Source organism: Dyella sp., from assembly GCF_035503745.1.
Classification (GTDB): domain Bacteria; phylum Pseudomonadota; class Gammaproteobacteria; order Xanthomonadales; family Rhodanobacteraceae; genus Dyella_B.
The window spans coordinates 1-17,674 of the sequence record NZ_DATJTC010000007.1; the positions used below are offsets into that span (position 1 = coordinate 1).

At 63.8% G+C, this 17,674-nt stretch carries 16 protein-coding genes, 1 tRNA gene and 1 pseudogene; 2 read left to right on the forward strand and 16 right to left on the reverse strand.

The annotated features are described in order from the left end of the window. Both VME63_RS01865 and VME63_RS01870 read right to left on the reverse strand, forming a co-directional pair. Nucleotides 1–193: pseudogene (locus VME63_RS01865) on the reverse strand (OmpA family protein); the annotation flags it as partial. A 203-nt stretch (nt 194–396) separates the two neighbouring features. Next, on the reverse strand, nt 397–1,848 hold the full coding sequence (locus VME63_RS01870; protein ID WP_325429671.1) for a bifunctional 2-methylcitrate dehydratase/aconitate hydratase: 1,452 nt from the start codon (nt 1,846–1,848) through the stop codon (nt 397–399). A gap of 290 nt (nt 1,849–2,138) precedes the next feature. Here VME63_RS01870 and VME63_RS01875 point away from each other — a divergent pair, with 290 nt between their 5' ends. After that, nucleotides 2,139–2,810, forward strand: a complete 672-nt coding sequence (locus VME63_RS01875; RefSeq protein ID WP_325429673.1) for a TerC family protein — start codon at nt 2,139–2,141, stop codon at nt 2,808–2,810. A 153-nt stretch (nt 2,811–2,963) separates the two neighbouring features. Here the strand turns inward: VME63_RS01875 and VME63_RS01880 are convergent, their stop codons facing one another. The 7 genes from VME63_RS01880 to prpB form a co-directional block, all read right to left on the reverse strand. Further along, on the reverse strand, nt 2,964–4,358 hold the full coding sequence (locus VME63_RS01880) for an acetate kinase (protein WP_325429675.1): 1,395 nt from the start codon (nt 4,356–4,358) through the stop codon (nt 2,964–2,966). A gap of 32 nt (nt 4,359–4,390) precedes the next feature. After that, nucleotides 4,391–4,927, reverse strand: a complete 537-nt coding sequence (locus VME63_RS01885; protein WP_325429677.1) for a hypothetical protein — start codon at nt 4,925–4,927, stop codon at nt 4,391–4,393. After that, a complete protein-coding gene (locus VME63_RS01890; protein WP_325429679.1) occupies nt 4,924–5,616 on the reverse strand; it encodes a C39 family peptidase in 693 nt (230 codons plus the stop codon). Before VME63_RS01890 ends, VME63_RS01885 begins: the two co-directional genes overlap by 4 nt. Then, nucleotides 5,613–6,014 carry a hypothetical protein gene (locus VME63_RS01895; protein WP_325429681.1) on the reverse strand — a complete coding sequence of 134 codons (402 nt, stop codon included), beginning with the start codon at nt 6,012–6,014 and terminating at the stop codon, nt 5,613–5,615. The genes VME63_RS01890 and VME63_RS01895 overlap by 4 nt, the downstream gene beginning before the upstream one ends. Before the next feature lie 124 nt (nt 6,015–6,138). Then, a complete protein-coding gene (locus VME63_RS01900; protein WP_325429683.1) occupies nt 6,139–6,894 on the reverse strand; it encodes a hypothetical protein in 756 nt (251 codons plus the stop codon). A gap of 630 nt (nt 6,895–7,524) precedes the next feature. Then, nucleotides 7,525–8,676, reverse strand: coding sequence for a bifunctional 2-methylcitrate synthase/citrate synthase (prpC, locus tag VME63_RS01905; RefSeq protein WP_325429685.1), 1,152 nt, complete (start codon nt 8,674–8,676; stop codon nt 7,525–7,527). Nucleotides 8,677–8,747: 71 nt separating this feature from the next. Beyond that, on the reverse strand, nt 8,748–9,635 hold the full coding sequence (gene prpB / locus VME63_RS01910; protein ID WP_325429687.1) for a methylisocitrate lyase: 888 nt from the start codon (nt 9,633–9,635) through the stop codon (nt 8,748–8,750). Nucleotides 9,636–9,801: 166 nt separating this feature from the next. On the opposite strand from prpB, the gene VME63_RS01915 reads away from it, so the two are divergent. Next, nucleotides 9,802–11,028 (forward strand): citrate synthase family protein, encoded by a 1,227-nt coding sequence (locus tag VME63_RS01915; protein ID WP_325429689.1) that lies wholly within the window; start codon nt 9,802–9,804, stop codon nt 11,026–11,028. A 414-nt stretch (nt 11,029–11,442) separates the two neighbouring features. On the opposite strand, the gene VME63_RS01920 is transcribed toward VME63_RS01915, so the two are convergent. From VME63_RS01920 to VME63_RS01950, 7 genes are all read right to left on the reverse strand, one after another. Beyond that, nucleotides 11,443–11,535: transfer RNA gene (locus VME63_RS01920), tRNA-Ser, on the reverse strand. 67 nt (nt 11,536–11,602) lie between these two features. After that, on the reverse strand, nt 11,603–11,806 hold the full coding sequence (gene csrA / locus VME63_RS01925) for a carbon storage regulator CsrA (RefSeq protein WP_325429691.1): 204 nt from the start codon (nt 11,804–11,806) through the stop codon (nt 11,603–11,605). A 267-nt stretch (nt 11,807–12,073) separates the two neighbouring features. After that, nucleotides 12,074–14,710 carry an alanine--tRNA ligase gene (alaS, locus tag VME63_RS01930; RefSeq protein ID WP_325429693.1) on the reverse strand — a complete coding sequence of 879 codons (2,637 nt, stop codon included), beginning with the start codon at nt 14,708–14,710 and terminating at the stop codon, nt 12,074–12,076. A gap of 82 nt (nt 14,711–14,792) precedes the next feature. Then, on the reverse strand, nt 14,793–15,314 hold the full coding sequence (locus tag VME63_RS01935; RefSeq protein WP_325429695.1) for a regulatory protein RecX: 522 nt from the start codon (nt 15,312–15,314) through the stop codon (nt 14,793–14,795). A gap of 52 nt (nt 15,315–15,366) precedes the next feature. Beyond that, nucleotides 15,367–15,984, reverse strand: coding sequence for a short chain dehydrogenase (locus VME63_RS01940; protein WP_325429824.1), 618 nt, complete (start codon nt 15,982–15,984; stop codon nt 15,367–15,369). A gap of 17 nt (nt 15,985–16,001) precedes the next feature. Continuing rightward, nucleotides 16,002–17,036 (reverse strand): recombinase RecA, encoded by a 1,035-nt coding sequence (gene recA / locus VME63_RS01945; RefSeq protein WP_325429697.1) that lies wholly within the window; start codon nt 17,034–17,036, stop codon nt 16,002–16,004. 123 nt (nt 17,037–17,159) lie between these two features. After that, nucleotides 17,160–17,669 carry a CinA family protein gene (locus VME63_RS01950; RefSeq protein WP_325429699.1) on the reverse strand — a complete coding sequence of 170 codons (510 nt, stop codon included), beginning with the start codon at nt 17,667–17,669 and terminating at the stop codon, nt 17,160–17,162. Nucleotides 17,670–17,674: the final 5 nt, after the last annotated feature.

Sequence of the window (17,674 nt, forward strand, 5' to 3'; positions counted from 1 at the left end):
AGTAACCACCCACCGTCGGCGCAATGTACCAGCGGTCGTCAAATCCATTCGGCCACGCCGGCGCGCCAGCCGTCGAGCTGCTGCTGGAGCTCGTTGCCGGGGTTGCCGGGGCGGCAGTGTTGTCCTGCGCGTGAACGGCACTTACGCCGCCCAGGGCAAGCGCAATCAAAAAGTACAAGCCCTTACGTTTCATTAGGTCTCTCCTCTTCTTAATGATTTAGGGCATTCATCCCGCCAAAGAATGAAAGAAATCGCTTTGTTATTCCGCGACCCGGTATTAACGGGCCACGGAAATCCTTGCGACGGACTCAAACCCTGCATAATCGAGTTTAACAAAAACTAAATGTTTTGCAAAACCATCCCTAATTCACCATGAATTGTCTGCTCACGCTGTCTTTACAGTGTGAAGAGACCCAGAAATGCCTGGATGGGCATGGCGTCCAGCTTCGCCGGATCGGCCACAGCCTCCAGAATGGACTTAACCCGGTTGGCAGGCAAATGCCCGCGCATGGCGGCCTCGAATTTCTTCAGCAGCACCGGGATCCCCTCCGCACGGCGCTTGCGATGGCCGATGGGGTAGTCGATGGAGACCTTTTCGGTGCTGGTGCCGTCCTTGAAGAACACCTGGACCGAGTTGCCGATATAGCGCTTGTCGGGGTCGAAGTAGTCCTTGGTGAACTGCGGATTCTCCGTTACTTCCATCTTGTCGCGCAGGGCGTCGATGCGCGGATCGGCGGCGACGTCGTCGTTGTAGTCGTCGGCGGTGAGGCGGCCGAAGATCAACGGCACGGCCACCATGTACTGGATGCAATGGTCGCGGTCGGCGTAGTTGGCCAGCGGACCGGTCTTGTCGATGATGCGGCAACCCGCTTCCTGTGTCTGGATCACCACTTTTTCGATCTGCTCGAGCTTGCCGGCTACCTCGCCGTGCAGCTTCATCGCACACTCCACCGCGGTCTGGGCGTGGAACTCGGCCGGGAAGCTGATCTTGAACAGCACGTTCTCCATCACATAGCTGCCGAAGGGGCGCTCGAACTGGAATGCGTTGCCCTTGAAGGCCACGTCGTAATAGCCCCAGGTCTTGGCCGACAGCGCCGAGGGATAGCCCACCACGCCGCGGTAAACCGCGTTGATGGCGTGCGTGACGGCGCGGCGGCAGGCGTCGCCGGCGGCCCAGCTCTTGCGCGGCCCGGTGTTGGGGGCATGGCGATAGGTGCGCAGGGCGCCGTTGTCGATCCAGCTGTGCGAGACGGCCGTGGTGATCTGCCCCTTGTCGCCGCCCAGCATGGCCGTGGCGACCGCGGTGGAGGCCAGGCGCACCAGGATCACGTGGTCCTGGCCGACGCGGTTGAAACTGTTGAGCAGCGCGTAGCAGCCCTGGATTTCGTGCGCCTTGATGGCGTAGGTGAGCACGTCGCGCACGGTCAGCGCCTTGCCGCCTTCGCGTTCGGCCTTGCGGCTGAGGTAGTCGGCCACGGCAAGGATCGCGCCGAGGTTGTCCGACGGATGGCCCCACTCGGCCGCGAGCCAGGTGTCGTTGAAGTCCAGCCAGCGGATCTGCGTGCCGATGGCGAACGCGGCCTGCACCGGATCCAGCTCGTGGCTGGTGCCCGGCACGCGGGCACCGCCCGGCAGCGTCGCACCCGGCACCAGCGGGCCCAGGTGCTTGACGCACTCGGGAAACTTCATCGCCAGCATCGCCGTGCCCAGCGAATCGAGCAGCATGTAGCGCGCGGTGTCGTACGCTTCGGTCGAATCGATCGTGTAGTCGGCAACGTAGTTGGCGATATCGACCAGCGGCTGATCGGGGTCGGGACGCTTGGCGGAACGGATATCGTGCGCGCTCATGGCAGGCTCTCGGGGTAGGGAAAACGCCCATTGTATCCGGCCTGCCCGGCTTCAAGCACGGCGCGGCTTGACCGCCCGCCCTGCACCTGCCGACAATCGGCCGTGAACCATCATCCCAAAGGGGAGTAGTTCCGGATCCGGCCTGCCGCATCCGCGCGGTGTCCGTCATCACGAGCGAGGCTTCGCTCCGGGCGCCGCGGTGGCCATCGCCTCGAACGAGACTTTTGCGATGACCGCGGGCCGCGCGCGTCCGTCGTCATCGCTTGAGTCCGGCGCGCCAAGGACATCGCATGGCCTTCCCCACCCATCTGCTATCGGATCTGCTCACCATCGTCCTGCTGGACCTGGTGCTTGCCGGCGACAACGCCATCGTGATCGCGCTCGCCGCGCGCAACCTGCCCCGCTCGCTGCAGACCAGGGCGGTGTTCTGGGGCACGTTTGGCGCGGTAGCCGTGCGCATCGGGCTTACCGTGCTGGTGGTGTACCTGCTCAACCTGCCCGGCTTGATGCTGGCAGGCGGCCTGTTGCTGCTGCCGATCGCATGGAACCTCTTGCAGCCCGATCATGGCGACACGCACGACGTGGCTGCCGCCGCCGGCTTCTGGGCCGCGCTGCGCACGATCGTGCTGGCCGACGCCCTGATGGGCCTGGACAACGTACTGGCCATCGCCGGCGCCGCCAAAGGCCACATGGGCCTGGTGGTGATCGGTTTGCTGATCAGCATCCCGCTGGTGGTCTGGGGTTCGACCCTGATCCTGAAGCTGATCGAACGTTTCCCGATCATCGTCTACGCCGGCGCCGCCGCCATTGCATGGACGGCCGGCCGCATGATCAGCCACGAAAAACTGTGGTTGAAGTGGTTCACCGAACACGGATGGATGAAGCACGTACTGGAAGTGACGTTGGTTGTGTTCGTCTGCGGTGGGCGCTGGTGGCTCAACCGGCGCAGGCGAAGGGCCTGACACGGCACCGGCCGCGTGCGCGTGTAAACGGTGCGCATGCGCACCGCGCGTGGACAAACTCGCCGGCGGTCGCCCGAGCACGCATCATTGCGTGCGGCCAACGCAAGTTTCCACACGCTCAAAAGCGCAGGCGGTAGAACGCCTCAGGCTGCATCAAAACATCATGGGCACGCGAACCGTCACGGTTGCATCGGGCGTATCGCGCGTCACGCCCACACCCAGCGTAAAGTTGACGGTGCGCTTTTCGTTGAAGCGATACGAGCCGCCGATCAGCAGCGTACCCAGCCACACCTTGGTGGAGCCGGGCAACTTCTGGCCGCCCTCATAGGTGGTTCCAATGAAGGTCTGGTCGTAGCCGATGCTGAGCGAAGCCTTGTCGTTGAGCGCCATGCCCATGCCGATGCTGGCATCGGCCTCGTTGCCCACCTTCACATTGCCCACGTATTGCGTGCCGCCGAGCAGGATGTGCTCGTAAACGCCATGGCGCTCGACGTTGTACAGATAACTGAGGTTGCCGAAAAACACCACCGGATCGGACGGGAACAGCCAGGTCAGACCCGGCTGCAGCGTGTAAAAGCCCGTCCCCGTGGGTTGCTGCACGGGCAACCCGGTACCGGTGAGATTTTGCACGCAGCGAGTCAGGCAATCGGTCGTGACCTGGAACGGATCGGTACCCGTATGCGTCTTGAAGCGGAACCAGCCCACGTAATACGCCTTGTCCGCGCCGCCATCGTTGATCTGGTAACGCGCGGTGGCCTCGATGTCGCCCAGGCCCTTGCCGCTGGAACTGAACACGTTGTCTTCAGCCGAACCGGTCAGCACGGCGCGGCTCACAGTGTCGTCGTGCGTGTCCACATAGGGTACGCGTACCTCGATTTCCAGGCGATTGGTGATGCCGTAACGCCCGGTGAGAATGGCCGTCTGCGTGGTGTCGCGAACCTCGCGCACATCGATCAAGCCGATCAGGATGGCCGGTATGATGGTGTACCCCACCAAGGCGACGCGGTCGGCCGTCGAATAGCCAAACTGATAGGCGGGCTCCAGCACGAACTTTCCTTTCGGTGTCAGCACGCCAGGTTGCTGGAAGATCGGAGCCACCTCCGGTGGCCGGGAGTTTTGCGGCGGCGCCTGCCCCACCGGCGTGCTCGGCGTGACGCCCTGTTGGGGCGTTGCCTGCTGATCGGACGACGCATCGGGCGATGGCATCGGCAAGGCCGTCGCATTGGCTCCAGCCACGGCTATGTTGCCGCCGCGCTGCTGGTCCAGCACATCCATGCCCACGGCATGCCGAAGCGCTTTATAGTCGGCCTCCTGCTGCGCCAGTTGTCGCTGCAAGGCATCGATCTGCGTGCGCATGACTTCGATGCGCGCGTCCTGATCCTTCAGGCGCTGCCTGATCTCGGGCGAAGGCACTGTGCCCGTACTCGATGCCGACGCGGACTCCTGCGCGAACGTGCCCAAGGACAACACCAGGCACGCGCAACCGATCGCGCACGCCAACGGTGTGTGCGTTCCTGCCGTCCTGCCGCCCCCCAGCTTCCTGTTCATGTCCGCTCTCCGATAAAACCGCGCCCGGCGCCTCAGTGGCCCAACGCCTGCACTTGCACCGCCTGCAGCGCCTGCTGCAGGCCTTGACTGCGGAATGCATCGAGCGTGTTCACCGACACGTTCAATGTGGTGAGGCTTTGGATGGTCTGGTTATTGAGCGTGTTCTGGATCACCGTCGCCGCGGCCGTCTGGCCTATCGACGATGGATCGAAGGTATTGCCTGGGCCGTTCTGCACGACATTGACGGCGCTGAGCGCCGAGGCCAGCGACATCGCCTGCTGCGTGGTGATGTGGGCGACGTCGGGAATATTGATGCTGTTGTACGTCACCAGCGCGCCGTTGATGTACACCGCACGCTCGATGCCGAACGACACTTGCAAGCCATCGCCCAGATCGAAACCGCCACGTACGGCGTCGAGCTTTTCGGTGGAGATCGGAACCCCCAGATCGGCGACGCGACGTACCGACGCCGCCGATGATTGCGCATGCGCGAGAGCGGCACCGATCAGGCATGCGCCAAACAGCATCAGGCGCGGCAGGACATGTGTTCCATGCAAGCGCAGGTTCATATGTCCCCCGGCCCGTATTTGGACATGGTGATCGTGTCCAGCCCGCGCCGGTCGATGCCCACGCCCAGCGGCGCGATCGGCGCGTTGTGCCAATCGCTGTCGGTGTTGAAACGTGCGAACTGGCGCCGGTTGTGGATCACGAAGATCAATCCGTTCTTCCACAATTGGTCGAAACGGTCCAGCGGAATCGCCCGTGTGCCGCGCGCAGGATCGCCTACCAGCACGCGCCCGTAGCGAATCCCCTTGATCACCACGAAATGGTGATAGCCGCGGTCCTCGATCAGTACGATGGCCGGAAGATTGGCCTTCTGCAGTTGATCGAGCGACGCGCGGAAACCGTCGGCGTCGAAGCCGATGCTGGCCAGGTACAGCTTGATGTCCAGCAGCGAAAAGCCTTCCTTGTTGATCTTCTGGCGGTTGCCGTGCGCATACATCTGCTCGAACACCATCTGTTCGTTGACCGGATAGTTGTACTGGTAGGTCAGCAGCGTCGCCACGGCCGCCGAGCCGCAGCTGAAATCGTATTTTTGCCGCACGGTGTTGCGAAACTTCACTTCCTTCAACGTCGCGATGTGCAACGTATAGGTCTGTCCGGCGTTGTCGTTCAGCGCCATGGTGCCGGCGCGCACGCTGGTTGCCAGCCACATGCACAGCGTCGCGAACGCCAGCGTCGGCAGCCATCGCTTCATGGCTTCAACTGCACGTTGACGATGACGCCGTTCTGGATCAGCACGTTATTGCCCGTATTCTGGATTACCGAAGGCAAGCCCGATGCGCCGGAGAACGAATCGCCGGTGATCATATTGTTGCCCGTCGTCACCCGTTCGGCGCTATTGCCGGTCACCGCACCGTTGATGTTCTGCGTGCTCTGCACATTGCTGGAACCGCCGCTGTAATGCCCAAGCGTGCTGGCGCTCACAGCCTGGCCGAATCCTTCCAGGTACGCCGGCTGCGCGCTCGCCGGCTGATCGTTCTGTTGGGGTTGTACCGCACCGCCATGGCCGGGTGGATCAGACGCAAGCGCCCAGCCGGGCAATGCCACCATGCACGACAGCGTCACACCTACGAGAACTCTTGCAAGAGACATGGCACGACTCCGATCGCGTTGGCGCATTGAATGAGACCGTCCGCCGGCCGGCTGCATCGCAGTCGGCCGGCCCACATGGCAACGGCGAAGCGATGCGCGCCCCGCCGAGCCGATCAGTCATCGCTCAATGGCCACCCACATTCAGGTTCGCCTGCACGGTGACACCTTGCTGGATCAACGCGGCCGCACCGCTGTTCTGGGCAATGGTCGTGATGCCAGCTGCCGCTGCCGCGGTGCTATCCATCGTGTTGGACATGTCGAAGGTGCCCGCGTCGGCCGAGGTGCTGCCGCCCGCGCCGCCGCTACCGGCCGCGCCGCCGCTGCCCGCGCCGCCCGCGGCCATGCCGCCCGCGCCACCCGCGCCGCCGTCACCGCCGGCACTGGCTACCGTGCCGCTGGTTCCACCGGTGGACGTGCTGCTGCCGGTCGTCGACGATGCGGCACCGGCTGTTGCCGTACCGCCCGTACCTTGACCCTCGCCCGCGTCAGCCGAACCGCCGCTGCCGCCGTGGCCGCCGTTGGCCGTTGCGCCACCGCCGCTGCCTGACGCGCTGCCAGCCGAAGCACCGCTTCCGGCAAATGCGCCACCGCTGTTGGACAGCGAACCACCAGCCTTTCCGCTATGCGCGCTGCCATCGCCACCCGAACCACCTGCCGCACCGCCGCCTTCCACGGCTATGCCGCCCAGGCCCGCGCCGCCTTTTCCACCTTTTCCGCCATTCGCGTTGCCGTTATCGGTCGCGCTGTTGCCGATGCCCCATACCTGGACATTGCTGACATAGCCGTTGAGGTTGGTGGTGGCGATCGCATTGCTGGTGTTGAATGCGTCGCTGACTTCGGAGGCCGCCGAACCGCCGTTATTGGCCGCTGCGGTTCCCATGCCATCGCTGAGTGTGTCGTTACCGCTTTCGCTGGTACTGGTGCTGTTCGAATGGGTGCTTGAATTACTGTTTGAACTGGTTAGCGTCCCTGAGTTTCCGTTGTTCTGATGAGAGTTATTGTCTGCCATAGCCGGGAGAGCAAGTCCCAAGCCTAGCGTCAATGCCGTAAAAATTAGAGTCTTGCGCATGTTGATTCCTCCCGGAACGGATGCGATGACCCCCTGTTTTTTTGCTGGTGTAGCTCCTACGTATGGCAAGCTGCGTGCCAGTGGCGCGGCCACCGACGAGCACCGGCAACATGTAATGAAATCAGTCGATTGCAAGCACGCGGAGAAAACGCGAACGCGCCGCCAAGTCAGCTGTTGATGCACGAATGCAACACTTCTTTACGCAGCGGGCAAAATGACCTTTGCATGCGTGCCGACAGGCGCATGGCAGATGCGATGACGGCCTGATGCGCATGCGCGTGGCGGTGTATCAAATGTGCAACACCGGTTATGCACGCGTGGCACGCCATGGAGCCCATGTTTGTTCAAAAACAAGGGTCCAGGACAAGCGCGAAAAAAAAGGGGAGCCCAAGCGCCCTGGCTCAAGCCCCCTTTCATGTTGCTGACGAACCGTCTTTTGTCTCAGCGCTTTTCGATCGGCACGTAGGTGCGGTCTTCCGGCCCGGTGTAGTTGGCGCTTGGGCGGATGATCTTGCCGTCCTCGCGCTGCTCGATCACGTGCGCGCTCCATCCGGAGGTACGCGCGATGACGAACAGCGGCGTGAACATGGCCGTGGGCACCCCCATCATGTGATAGGCGCTGGCCGAGTACCAGTCGAGATTGGGGAACATCTTCTTCTGTTCCCACATCAGCTTTTCGATGCGCTCGGAAACGTCGAACAGATTGGGATTGCCGCCTTCCGTGCACAGCTTGCGCGAGATCTCCTTGATGATCTCGTTGCGCGGATCGGACACGGTGTACACCGGATGGCCGAAGCCGATGATGATTTCCTTGCGCTCCACGCGGGCGCGGATGTCGGCTTCCGCATCGGCCGGGCTGCGATAGCGAGCGATGATGTCCATCGCCACCTCGTTGGCGCCGCCATGCTTGGGACCGCGCAGCGCGCCGATCGCGCCGGTGATGGCCGAATACATGTCCGACCCGGTGCCCGCGATCACGCGTGCGGTAAAGGTGGACGCGTTGAATTCATGTTCGGCGTACAGCACCAGCGAGCGGTCCAGCGAATGCGCGCACAGCTCGCTCGCCTTCTTGCCGTGCAGCAGGTGCAGGAAGTGCGCGGCAATCGATTCGTCGTCGGTTACGGTTTCGATGCGCTTGCCGTTATGGCTGAAGTGGTACCAATACAGCAGGATCGAACCGAAGCTCGCCATCAGGCGGTCGGCGATGTCGCGCGCCCCGGTCAGGTTGTGGTCTTCCTTTTCCGGCAGCACCGTACCCAACACGGAGCAGCCCGTGCGCATCACGTCCATCGGGTGCGTAGCGGCGGGCAGCAGTTCAAGCGCGCTCTTTACCGGGGCCGGCAGCCCGCGCAGGCGCTTGAGCTTGGCCCGATAGGCATTGAGTTCGGCCCAGTTCGGCAGCACGCCGTGCACGAGCAGGTAAGCCACTTCCTCGAAGCAGCCCTTGGCGGCCAGGTCGTGGATGTCGTAGCCGCGATAATGCAGGTCGTTGCCGCTGCGGCCGACCGTGCACAGCGCGGTATTGCCCGCGGCCACGCCGGACAGGGCGACGGATTTCTTCGGCTTGGGGGCGGTTGCGGATTGCTCGCTCATCGGTGGTACTCCAGGGTGCGATACGTCATTCACGGCCGGGCATGTGCCGGCGGCCGCTGCGGAATGGGGGGTTACTTCTTGTTGGCGAACAGCGTGTCGAGTTTTCTCTCGAAGTCGTAATAGCCGATGCGGTCGTAAAGCTCTTCGCGCGTCTGCATCATGTCCACCACGTTGCGCTGGTGGCCGTCGCGGCGGATCGACTGGTAGACCGTTTCGGCCGCCTTGTTCATGGCGCGGAAGGCCGAGAGCGGATACAGCACGATGCCCACACCCGCACTGCGCAATTCGTCCACGCTGAAAAGCGGGGTCTGGCCGAACTCGGTAATGTTGGCCAGCACCGGCACTTTCACTGCATCGACGAAACGGCGATAAGTGGGCAAGTCGTAGGCGGCTTCGGCGAAGATGCCGTCGGCGCCGGCCTCCACGCAGGCAATGGCGCGCTCGATGGCGGCATCCACGCCCTGCACCGCGATCGCATCGGTGCGCGCGATCAGGAAGAAATTCGAATCGGTCTTCGCGTCGGCCGCGGCCTTTACGCGATCGGCCATTTCATCCGCCGGAACAACTTCCTTGCCGGGACGATGACCGCAGCGCTTGGCGCCGACCTGGTCCTCGATATGGCAGGCCGCCGCGCCGAACTTGATCAGGCTTTTGACCGTGCGCGCGATATTGAACGCACTGGGGCCAAAGCCGGTGTCGATGTCCACCATCAGCGGAAGGTCGCACACATCGGTGATGCGCCGCACGTCGGTCAGTACGTCATCGAGCGTGTTGATTCCCAGGTCCGGCACGCCCAGCGAACCGGCGGCCACACCGCCGCCAGAGAGGTAGATCGCGCGATAGCCGGCGCGCTTGGCCAGCAGCGCATGGTTGGCATTGATGGCACCGATCACCTGCAAGGGTTGTTCGGCGGCGAGCGCGGCGCGGAAGCGGCTGCCGGCGGAGTCGGGCTGAGTCATCGTGGTTCTCCGAAACAATGAATTGTAAATGATGTGCCGGCCGGACCATGCCGCGACGCAGCGCGCAACGGGTTCGGCGATGGCCGTTGGGGACACCCGGCCGGTCCATGGGGCGCCACTCTGTCACGTGGAAATATATTGATCAATCTTGATTAAAAGGATCAATATGTTCGCCATGCGCACCGACTATCTATCCGCTCACGAAGCCGCCACGCGGCTAGGCGTCAGCCTGGCGACGCTGTACGCCTACGTAAGCCGCGGGCGCATCGATTCGCGCGCGGGCGCCGATGGACGCAGCCGCGAGTACAGCGCCAACGACATCGACCATCTGATCGAACGGCGCCAGGCTGGACGAGGCGCCGCGCAGGCCGCCGCGCACAGTCTCGCATGGGGCCTGCCGGTGCTCGAAACGCGCATTTCGCTGATCCGCCCGCACGGTCACTACTATCGCGGTGAGTCGGCCATCGCGCTGGCCGAATCCGGCGCGACCCTGGAAGACGTCGCACGATTGCTATGGGATAGCGGCGACCACGATCCGTTCGCCGTCGCGCCGGCGCACGCGTGGTCCGAGGCGGTTTCATCCCTGCTTTGCCAACCGGGCATACCGCCACTGGAGCGCACCACTGCCGCGCTACCCCTGCTCGCGCTCGACGCGCCGCATACGCATAGCGCCGATCCGCGTCATCGGCGCGAACATGCCGCGCAATTGTTGCGTGAAACCGCGGCGCTGCTATGCGGCGTGCACGCCGACGCACGCCCGATCCATCGATTGATCGTGAACTGCTGGCGCGCCGACGATGCGCACCTATCCGAATTGGTGCGCTGCGCCCTGGTGCTGTGCGCGGACCACGAACTGAATGCGTCCTCATTTGCGACACGGGTGGCGGCATCCACGGGCGCAGGTTTGCACGTGGCCGTTTGCGCGGGCCTGGCGACACTGTCCGGTCCGCAGCATGGCGGTGCGGTGGCGCGCGCGCACGCTTTCATCCAGGACATGCTGGGCCAACCGCATCCCGCCGAAAAACTGCGCGAACGCCTGCGCCGTGGAGACGTACCGCCGGGGTTGGGCCATCCGCTTTATCACCAAGGCGATCCGCGCGGTGCGATGTTGCTGGCCAAGCTCAGTGCAACGCCATCGCAACCGGCACCGCTTCGCCGCATCCTGCATCTGGTCGAACTTTTGCAGATGCAATGCGGCCAGCGTCCCAATCTGGATTTTGCGCTCGCCGCCATGGCATCGGCTTACGAACGCGACGCCAACGCCGCCCTCGCCATGTTTGCGGCGGGGCGCATGGCCGGCTGGCTCGCCCACGCGCTGGAGCAGCAGGAAAGCGGCAGCCTGATTCGTCCACGCGCCAGCTACGTGGGGCGCCTGCCTGCGCGGGAAGATTAAGACCGTCGCACGGTCGGTGCCGCGACAGCCTTTTTTCAGGCCGATACAATGCCTGTCGAGGACATTAGTTGCACACGAACGATCCGCTGCGGACGCGCTGTTGCCGCCGGCCGCGAAAAACGCTGCCAAGGAGGCGCTTTTCAAATTTGTTCCGGACAAATTTGTCGAACCCTCGGGTTCTCATCCAGACCCTCACTCAGAAACGAAAAACGCCCCCAAGGGGCGCTTTTCGTTTCTGGCGGAGAGAGAGGGATTGTTGGGTGCATCCATGCACCCAACCCCTCCGCGCTACGCGCTGCGGGGCCAGCCTGCGGCTGTCCAAATTTGTTCCGGACAAATTTGTCGAACCCTCGGGTTCTCATCCAGACCCTCAGTCAGAAACGAAAAACGCCCCCAAGGGGCGCTTTTCGTTTCTGGCGGAGAGAGAGGGATTCGAACCCTCGATAAGGCTTTTGACCCTATACTCCCTTAGCAGGGGAGCCCCTTCGGCCTCTCGGGCATCTCTCCGTTTTTCTTCCGTGGCATCACGGAGCCGGCAAGGATACTTGCCATGGCCCTTAAGGTAAAGAGGCGGTCAGTGCGCGCCCGATTCACCCGGGGAGCTGTCGCCCTCGTTCTCGCCCTTGATGCGCTGGTAAATCTCTTCGCGGTGTACGGCCACATTCTTGGGCGCATTGATGCCAATGCGGACCTGGTTGCCTTTCACGCCCAGGACGGTAACGGTCACCTCGTCGCCGATCATGAGGGTTTCACCGACCCTGCGGGTCAGAATCAACATAGCTGCTACTCCATTTAATGCTTATGGTCACAGGCCATCCGCGTAGCGTTGCCTCACCCCTGAGCACAGCACCACACAGTTTCTGACGCTTGCGTCCGTCAAAGGCCTTACCGCCTTCCCGGCTCGGAACTTCAAGATGCCTCGAAAGACAACTCAACGGCTACAACACTAGCGCAACCAGCGACACCAATCTTACCGATACTAGCCGAGCGTGTGCGTTAGGCGCAATCTACACATAATCTTGACACGCGGTCCATACGCAGCGCGTCAACCGGCAAGATGTTGATCGATCCAATTGACAGTGCCCGCCAGCACTTCGGGCAGTTGCGGTTTGTCCAGACCGCCTCCCTGCGCCATATCTGGGCGACCGCCGCCTTTTCCTTCGATCTGGTTGGCGACATGCGCCACCACGTCGCCGGCCTTGATGCGACCGGCCGCCTTGCCATGAACGCCCGCGACCAGCGAAACGCGCCCATCCGCCGCGCCGGCCAGCACGACCACGCAGTCGGCCAGTTGCTGCTTGAGTTGATCCACGCCATCGCGCAGCGCCTTGGCGTCCAGGCCTTCCAGCCGCGCCGCAATCACCTTGATACCGCCGACATCGTGCGCCTTGTTGGCCAGATCGCCGGTCATGGAACCGGCGGCTTTGGCGCGCAGCGATTCCAGTTCGCGCTCAAGCTTTTTCTGCCGATCCAGCACTTGACGCAATTTCTCCGCAACGTCGTCGCCGGTGCTGGACAACATGTGCGAAATCTCGGCAAGACGGCGCTCTTCATCGGCCACGTAAGCCAGCGCGCCCGCGCCGGTCACGGCCTCGATACGACGCACACCCGATGCCACGCCCGCTTCGCTGACGATCTTGAACAGGCCGATATCGCCTGTGCGGCCCACGTGCGTGCCGCCGCAAAGTTCGGTGGAGAAATCGCCCATTTTCAGTACGCGCACTTCGTCGCCGTATTTCTCGCCGAACAAGGCCATGGCGCCGAAGGCGATGGCATCGTCGTAGGCCATGTGGCGCACCTGGGCTTCGCCGTTGCCGCGTACCTGGGCGTTGACCATGGCCTCGATCTGCGCCAGCTCTTCGCGGCTGACCGGCTTGAAGTGGGAGAAGTCGAAGCGCAGACGATCCGGCGCCACCAGCGAACCTTTTTGCGTGACGTGCGTGCCCAGCACTTTGCGCAGCGCCGCGTGCAGCAAATGCGTCGCGGAGTGGTTGAGCACCACCGCCTGGCGGCGCACGGCATCCACTTGGGCATCCACGTGATCGCCCGTTCGCAACGGTTGCGCGCCGCGCCATTGCCCGGCATGGCCAAAGAACACGCCGCCCATCTTGAGGGTATCGACCACCTCGAAACGGCCCGCGCCGTTGGAGAGCGCGCCAGTGTCGCCGACCTGGCCGCCGGATTCGGCATAGAACGGCGTGCGGTCAAGTATCACCAGCGCTTCTTCGCCTTCGTTGAGCTGGTCGATCTGCTTGCCGCCGCGCACGATGCCGACCACTTTGCCGGCCTGCGCCGATAAGGTTTCGTAGCCCAGAAATACGGTCGGCTTGAGCTGGCTGGCCAGTTCCGCCGGCATCTGGCCCTTGGCCTCGAAGCGGCTTGCGGCGCGCGCACGCTCGCGCTGCTGCTCCATCGCGCGCTCGAAACCTGTCATGTCTACATTCAGGCCGCGCTCGCGCGCGATGTCGGCGGTGAGATCGACCGGGAAGCCATAGGTGTCGTACAGGCGGAAGGCATCTTCACCGGGGATGGTCGTGCCGGACTTTGCCGCCACGTCGTCGAACACGCGCATGCCGTGCTCGAGCGTTTCGCCGAAGCGTTGCTCTTCGGTGCGCAGCGCCTCTTCCACAAAAGATTGCCTGGCGGCGAGTTCGGGGTAGGCCGCGCCCATTTCCTCGACCAGCGGCTGCACCATTTTCCAGAAGAAATCGCCGCGCACGCCAAGCATCCAGCCATGGCGCAACGCGCGGCGGATGATCCGGCGCAACACATAGCCGCGGCCTTCGTTGGACGGCAGCACACCGTCGACGATCAGGAACGAGCACGCGCGGATGTGATCGGCGATCACGCGCAGCGACTTGTTGGCCAGATCCTTGGTATGGGTCAGTTCGCCGGCGACCGCGATAAGGTGCTCAAACAGGTCGATCTCGTAGTTCGAATGCACGTGCTGCAGCACGGCGGCGAGACGTTCCAGGCCCATGCCGGTGTCCACGCACGGCGCCGGCAGCGGCGACAGCGTGCCGTCGGGCGCGCGGTCGAACTGCATGAACACCAGGTTCCAGATTTCGATGTAGCGGTCGCCGTCTTCATCGGGCGAGCCGGGCGGGCCGCCGGCGATGCCCGGACCATGGTCGTAGAAGATTTCGGTGCAGGGCCCGCAGGGGCCGGTGTCGGCCATCTGCCAGAAATTGTCGGAGGCGAACGGCGCGCCCTTGTTGTCGCCAATGCGCACGATGCGCTCGGCCGGCACGCCTATTTCCTTGTGCCAGATATCGTAGGCTTCGTCATCGGTGTGATAGACGGTGACCCACAGCTTTTCCCCGGGAAGCTTGAACACGCCGGTCAGCAATTCCCATGCGTAGCCGATCGCATCGCGCTTGAAATAATCGCCGAACGACCAGTTGCCCAGCATCTCGAAGAAGGTGTGGTGGCGCGCGGTGTAGCCCACCGCATCCAGGTCGTTGTGCTTGCCGCCGGCACGCAGGCAGCGCTGCACGTCGGCCGCGCGCACGTACGGCAGTTTCTCGCTGCCCAGGAATACGTTCTTGAACTGCACCATGCCCGAGTTGGTGAACAGCAAGGTCGGATCGCTGGCGGGCACCAACGAGCTGGAAGGCACGATGGTGTGATCCTTGGCGCGGAAATAATCGAGGAAAGCGGAGCGAATATCAGCGGTTTTCATGCGTATCGTGGGCTGGAAACGATGAGGACGCGGCAGCGCGGCGCTCTTGGAACCACCCTTCAGCCAGCGCCGAGCACGGGCATCAAGGGGTTTCGTCGGCAGCGTCGTCCACGTCGGAGTGGGTTACATCCCGTACTGTGGCGGCGGGAAAGCCTCGGCGCAAGAGGAATTGCGCCCTGCGGGCGCGTTCGGCCGGGTCCGAGACCCTGGCGGAGCCGTAACGGCGGCGCAGTTGGCTGGCGGCAAGATCGGTCCAGTCCACGTCGGCGGCATCGAGCAACTGGCGGATGCGCGCGTCCGCCAGGCCGTGGCTTTTCAGTTCCGCGCGCAGGCGCATCGGGCCATAACCCTGCGCGGAACGGCTGCGGATGAGGCCTTGGGCGAAGCGGTCGTCGTCCTGATAGTGCTGCTCACCCAGGCGATCCAGCGCATCGGCCGCCTCGTCGCGGGCATAGCCGCCACGGTCCAGTTTCTGCTGCAGCTCGCGGCGGGAGTGCTCGCGGCGTGCAAGCAGGCCCAGCGCCTTGCTGTAGGCACCGGGCCTGGGCTTGGCCTTGCTGGCCGGGGTATCGCCGGATTTGTCGTCGCCGGATTTGCGTTTCATGAAGTCAAGCGCCCGTGCAGCGCCGCAGCGACGCCACCTGAGACCGGCACGATCAGGAAAACACCTTGTAGACCTGCCCGGTCTGCGCGCCTTCCACGCTGCGGCTGAACGCCAGCGCGGCCTTGGCGGCGGTCGTGGGCTCGAATCCACGGAAGAACGGCGCGTACGCCGCCATGGCCTCGGCCAGCACGGTAGGGCTGACCGCATTGATGCGCAAACCGCGCGGCAACTCCACCGCCACCGCACGGACAAAGGCTTCCACCGCGCCATTGACCAGGCTGGCGGAACTTCCCGCCACAATCGGCTGATCGGCGAGAATGCCGGTGGTGAGCGTGATGGAGCCGCCGTCGCGCAAGTGATCGCGCGCAGCCAGGGCAAGGTTGACCTGCCCCAGCAGCTTGTCGGCGATGCCCAGCGTGTGCAGCGATTGGCCGTATGCGGCAGGCTTGAAATCGGCCAGCGGCGCGAATGTGACGTTGCCCGCCGCGCTGATCACCGCATCCAGCTCGCCTGCCTGCTTGAAGGCGCTGCGAATGCTTTGGGCGTCGGCGAGATCGACGCGGATGCTGCCGGAGTTGCGTCCGGCAGCGATCACTTCGTGGCGTTGCGCAAGCTCCGCGGCCACCGCGCTTCCCAGCGTACCGGAAGCGCCGACCAGCAGAATGCGCAAGCGCCGCCCGCTCATGCTCAGGCTTCTTCCAGCGCTTCTTCGGAAGATGCCGGCGCGCCGCCGCCGTTCACCAGCAGGCGCGCGCGCAGTTCGCGGTCGATCTCATCGGCGATGGCGGCATTGTCGCGCAGGAACTGGCGCACGTTTTCCTTGCCCTGGCCAATGCGCTCGCCCTTGTAGCTGTACCACGCGCCGGACTTGTCGATCAGGTTTTGCGCCACGCCCAGCTCGATGATCTCGCCTTCGCGCGAGGTACCCTCGCCGTAGAGGATCTCGAACTCGGCTTGGCGGAACGGCGGCGCCACCTTGTTCTTGACCACTTTCACGCGCGTTTCCGACCCGATCACTTCCTCACCCTTCTTCACCGCGCCGATACGGCGGATGTCCAGGCGCACCGAGGCGTAGAATTTCAGCGCATTGCCGCCGGTGGTGGTTTCGGGGTTGCCGAACATCACGCCGATCTTCATGCGGATCTGATTGATGAAGATCACCAGGCAGTTGGATTTCTTGATGTTGGCGGTGAGCTTGCGCAAGGCCTGGCTCATCAGGCGGGCGTGCAGGCCGACGTGGGAATCGCCCATTTCGCCCTCGATTTCCGCCTTGGGCGTGAGCGCGGCGACCGAGTCGACCACCACCATGTCCACCGCGCCGGAGCGCACCAGCATGTCGGCGATTTCCAACGCCTGTTCGCCGGTGTCGGGCTGGGAGACAAGCAGGTCGTCCACCTTCACCCCAAGCTTCTGGGCGTAGCTGGGATCGAGCGCATGCTCGGCGTCGACGAACGCCGCGGTACCGCCGTTCTTCTGGCAGTTGGCGATCGCCTGCAGGGTCAGCGTGGTTTTGCCCGAGGATTCCGGACCGTAGATTTCGACGATGCGGCCGCGCGGCAAGCCGCCGACGCCAAGCGCGATGTCCAGGCCCAGCGAGCCGGTGGACACGGTTTCGATGTTCTCGTCGGTGCGGTCGCCCAGGCGCATCACGGCGCCCTTGCCGAATTGCTTCTCGATCTGGCCGAGGGCGGAGGCGAGCGCCTTGCGCTTGTTGTCATCCATCGTCTTGATTCCGGTCGTGGTGAATATGGCAGGCATGATGCCTTGCGCCCGTCTCACGGGCTGGGATCACGCAAGCCTTGAGTATCCCACATCGGTCAAGCGGTCCAACGAGGTATTTTCTGATTAATCGGTCAGTGTTTTCGCTACGCCGATGAGCGCCGCCGCTACTGTCTGCCGGCGCACCGCCTCGCGATCGCCGGCAAAATGGAACAACCTGGCACTCGCCTCGCCGCCACGCTTCTGCCAGCCGATCCACACCGTGCCGACGGGTTTATCCGGCGTGCCGCCGGTCGGGCCGGCGATGCCGGTCACCGCCACCGCAACGCCCGCGGCGAAGCGCTCCAGGGCGCCGGACACCATTTCCAGCGCCGTTTCACGGCTTACCGCGCCGGCGCTCGCCAACGTGTCCGGGCTGACACCCAGCAAGGCTTGTTTGGCCGCGTAGCTGTAGGTCACCACGCCCGCGTCGAACCAGGCGGAGCTGCCCGCCAGATCGGTCAGCACCTTGGCGATCCAGCCACCGGTGCACGACTCGGCCGTCACCAGCATCAGGCCGTTGCGCTGCACCTCCTCGGCGACCTGGGTTGCCCACGCCGTCAATTGGGCATCAGTAGGAACGGACGACAACTCCATGCGAG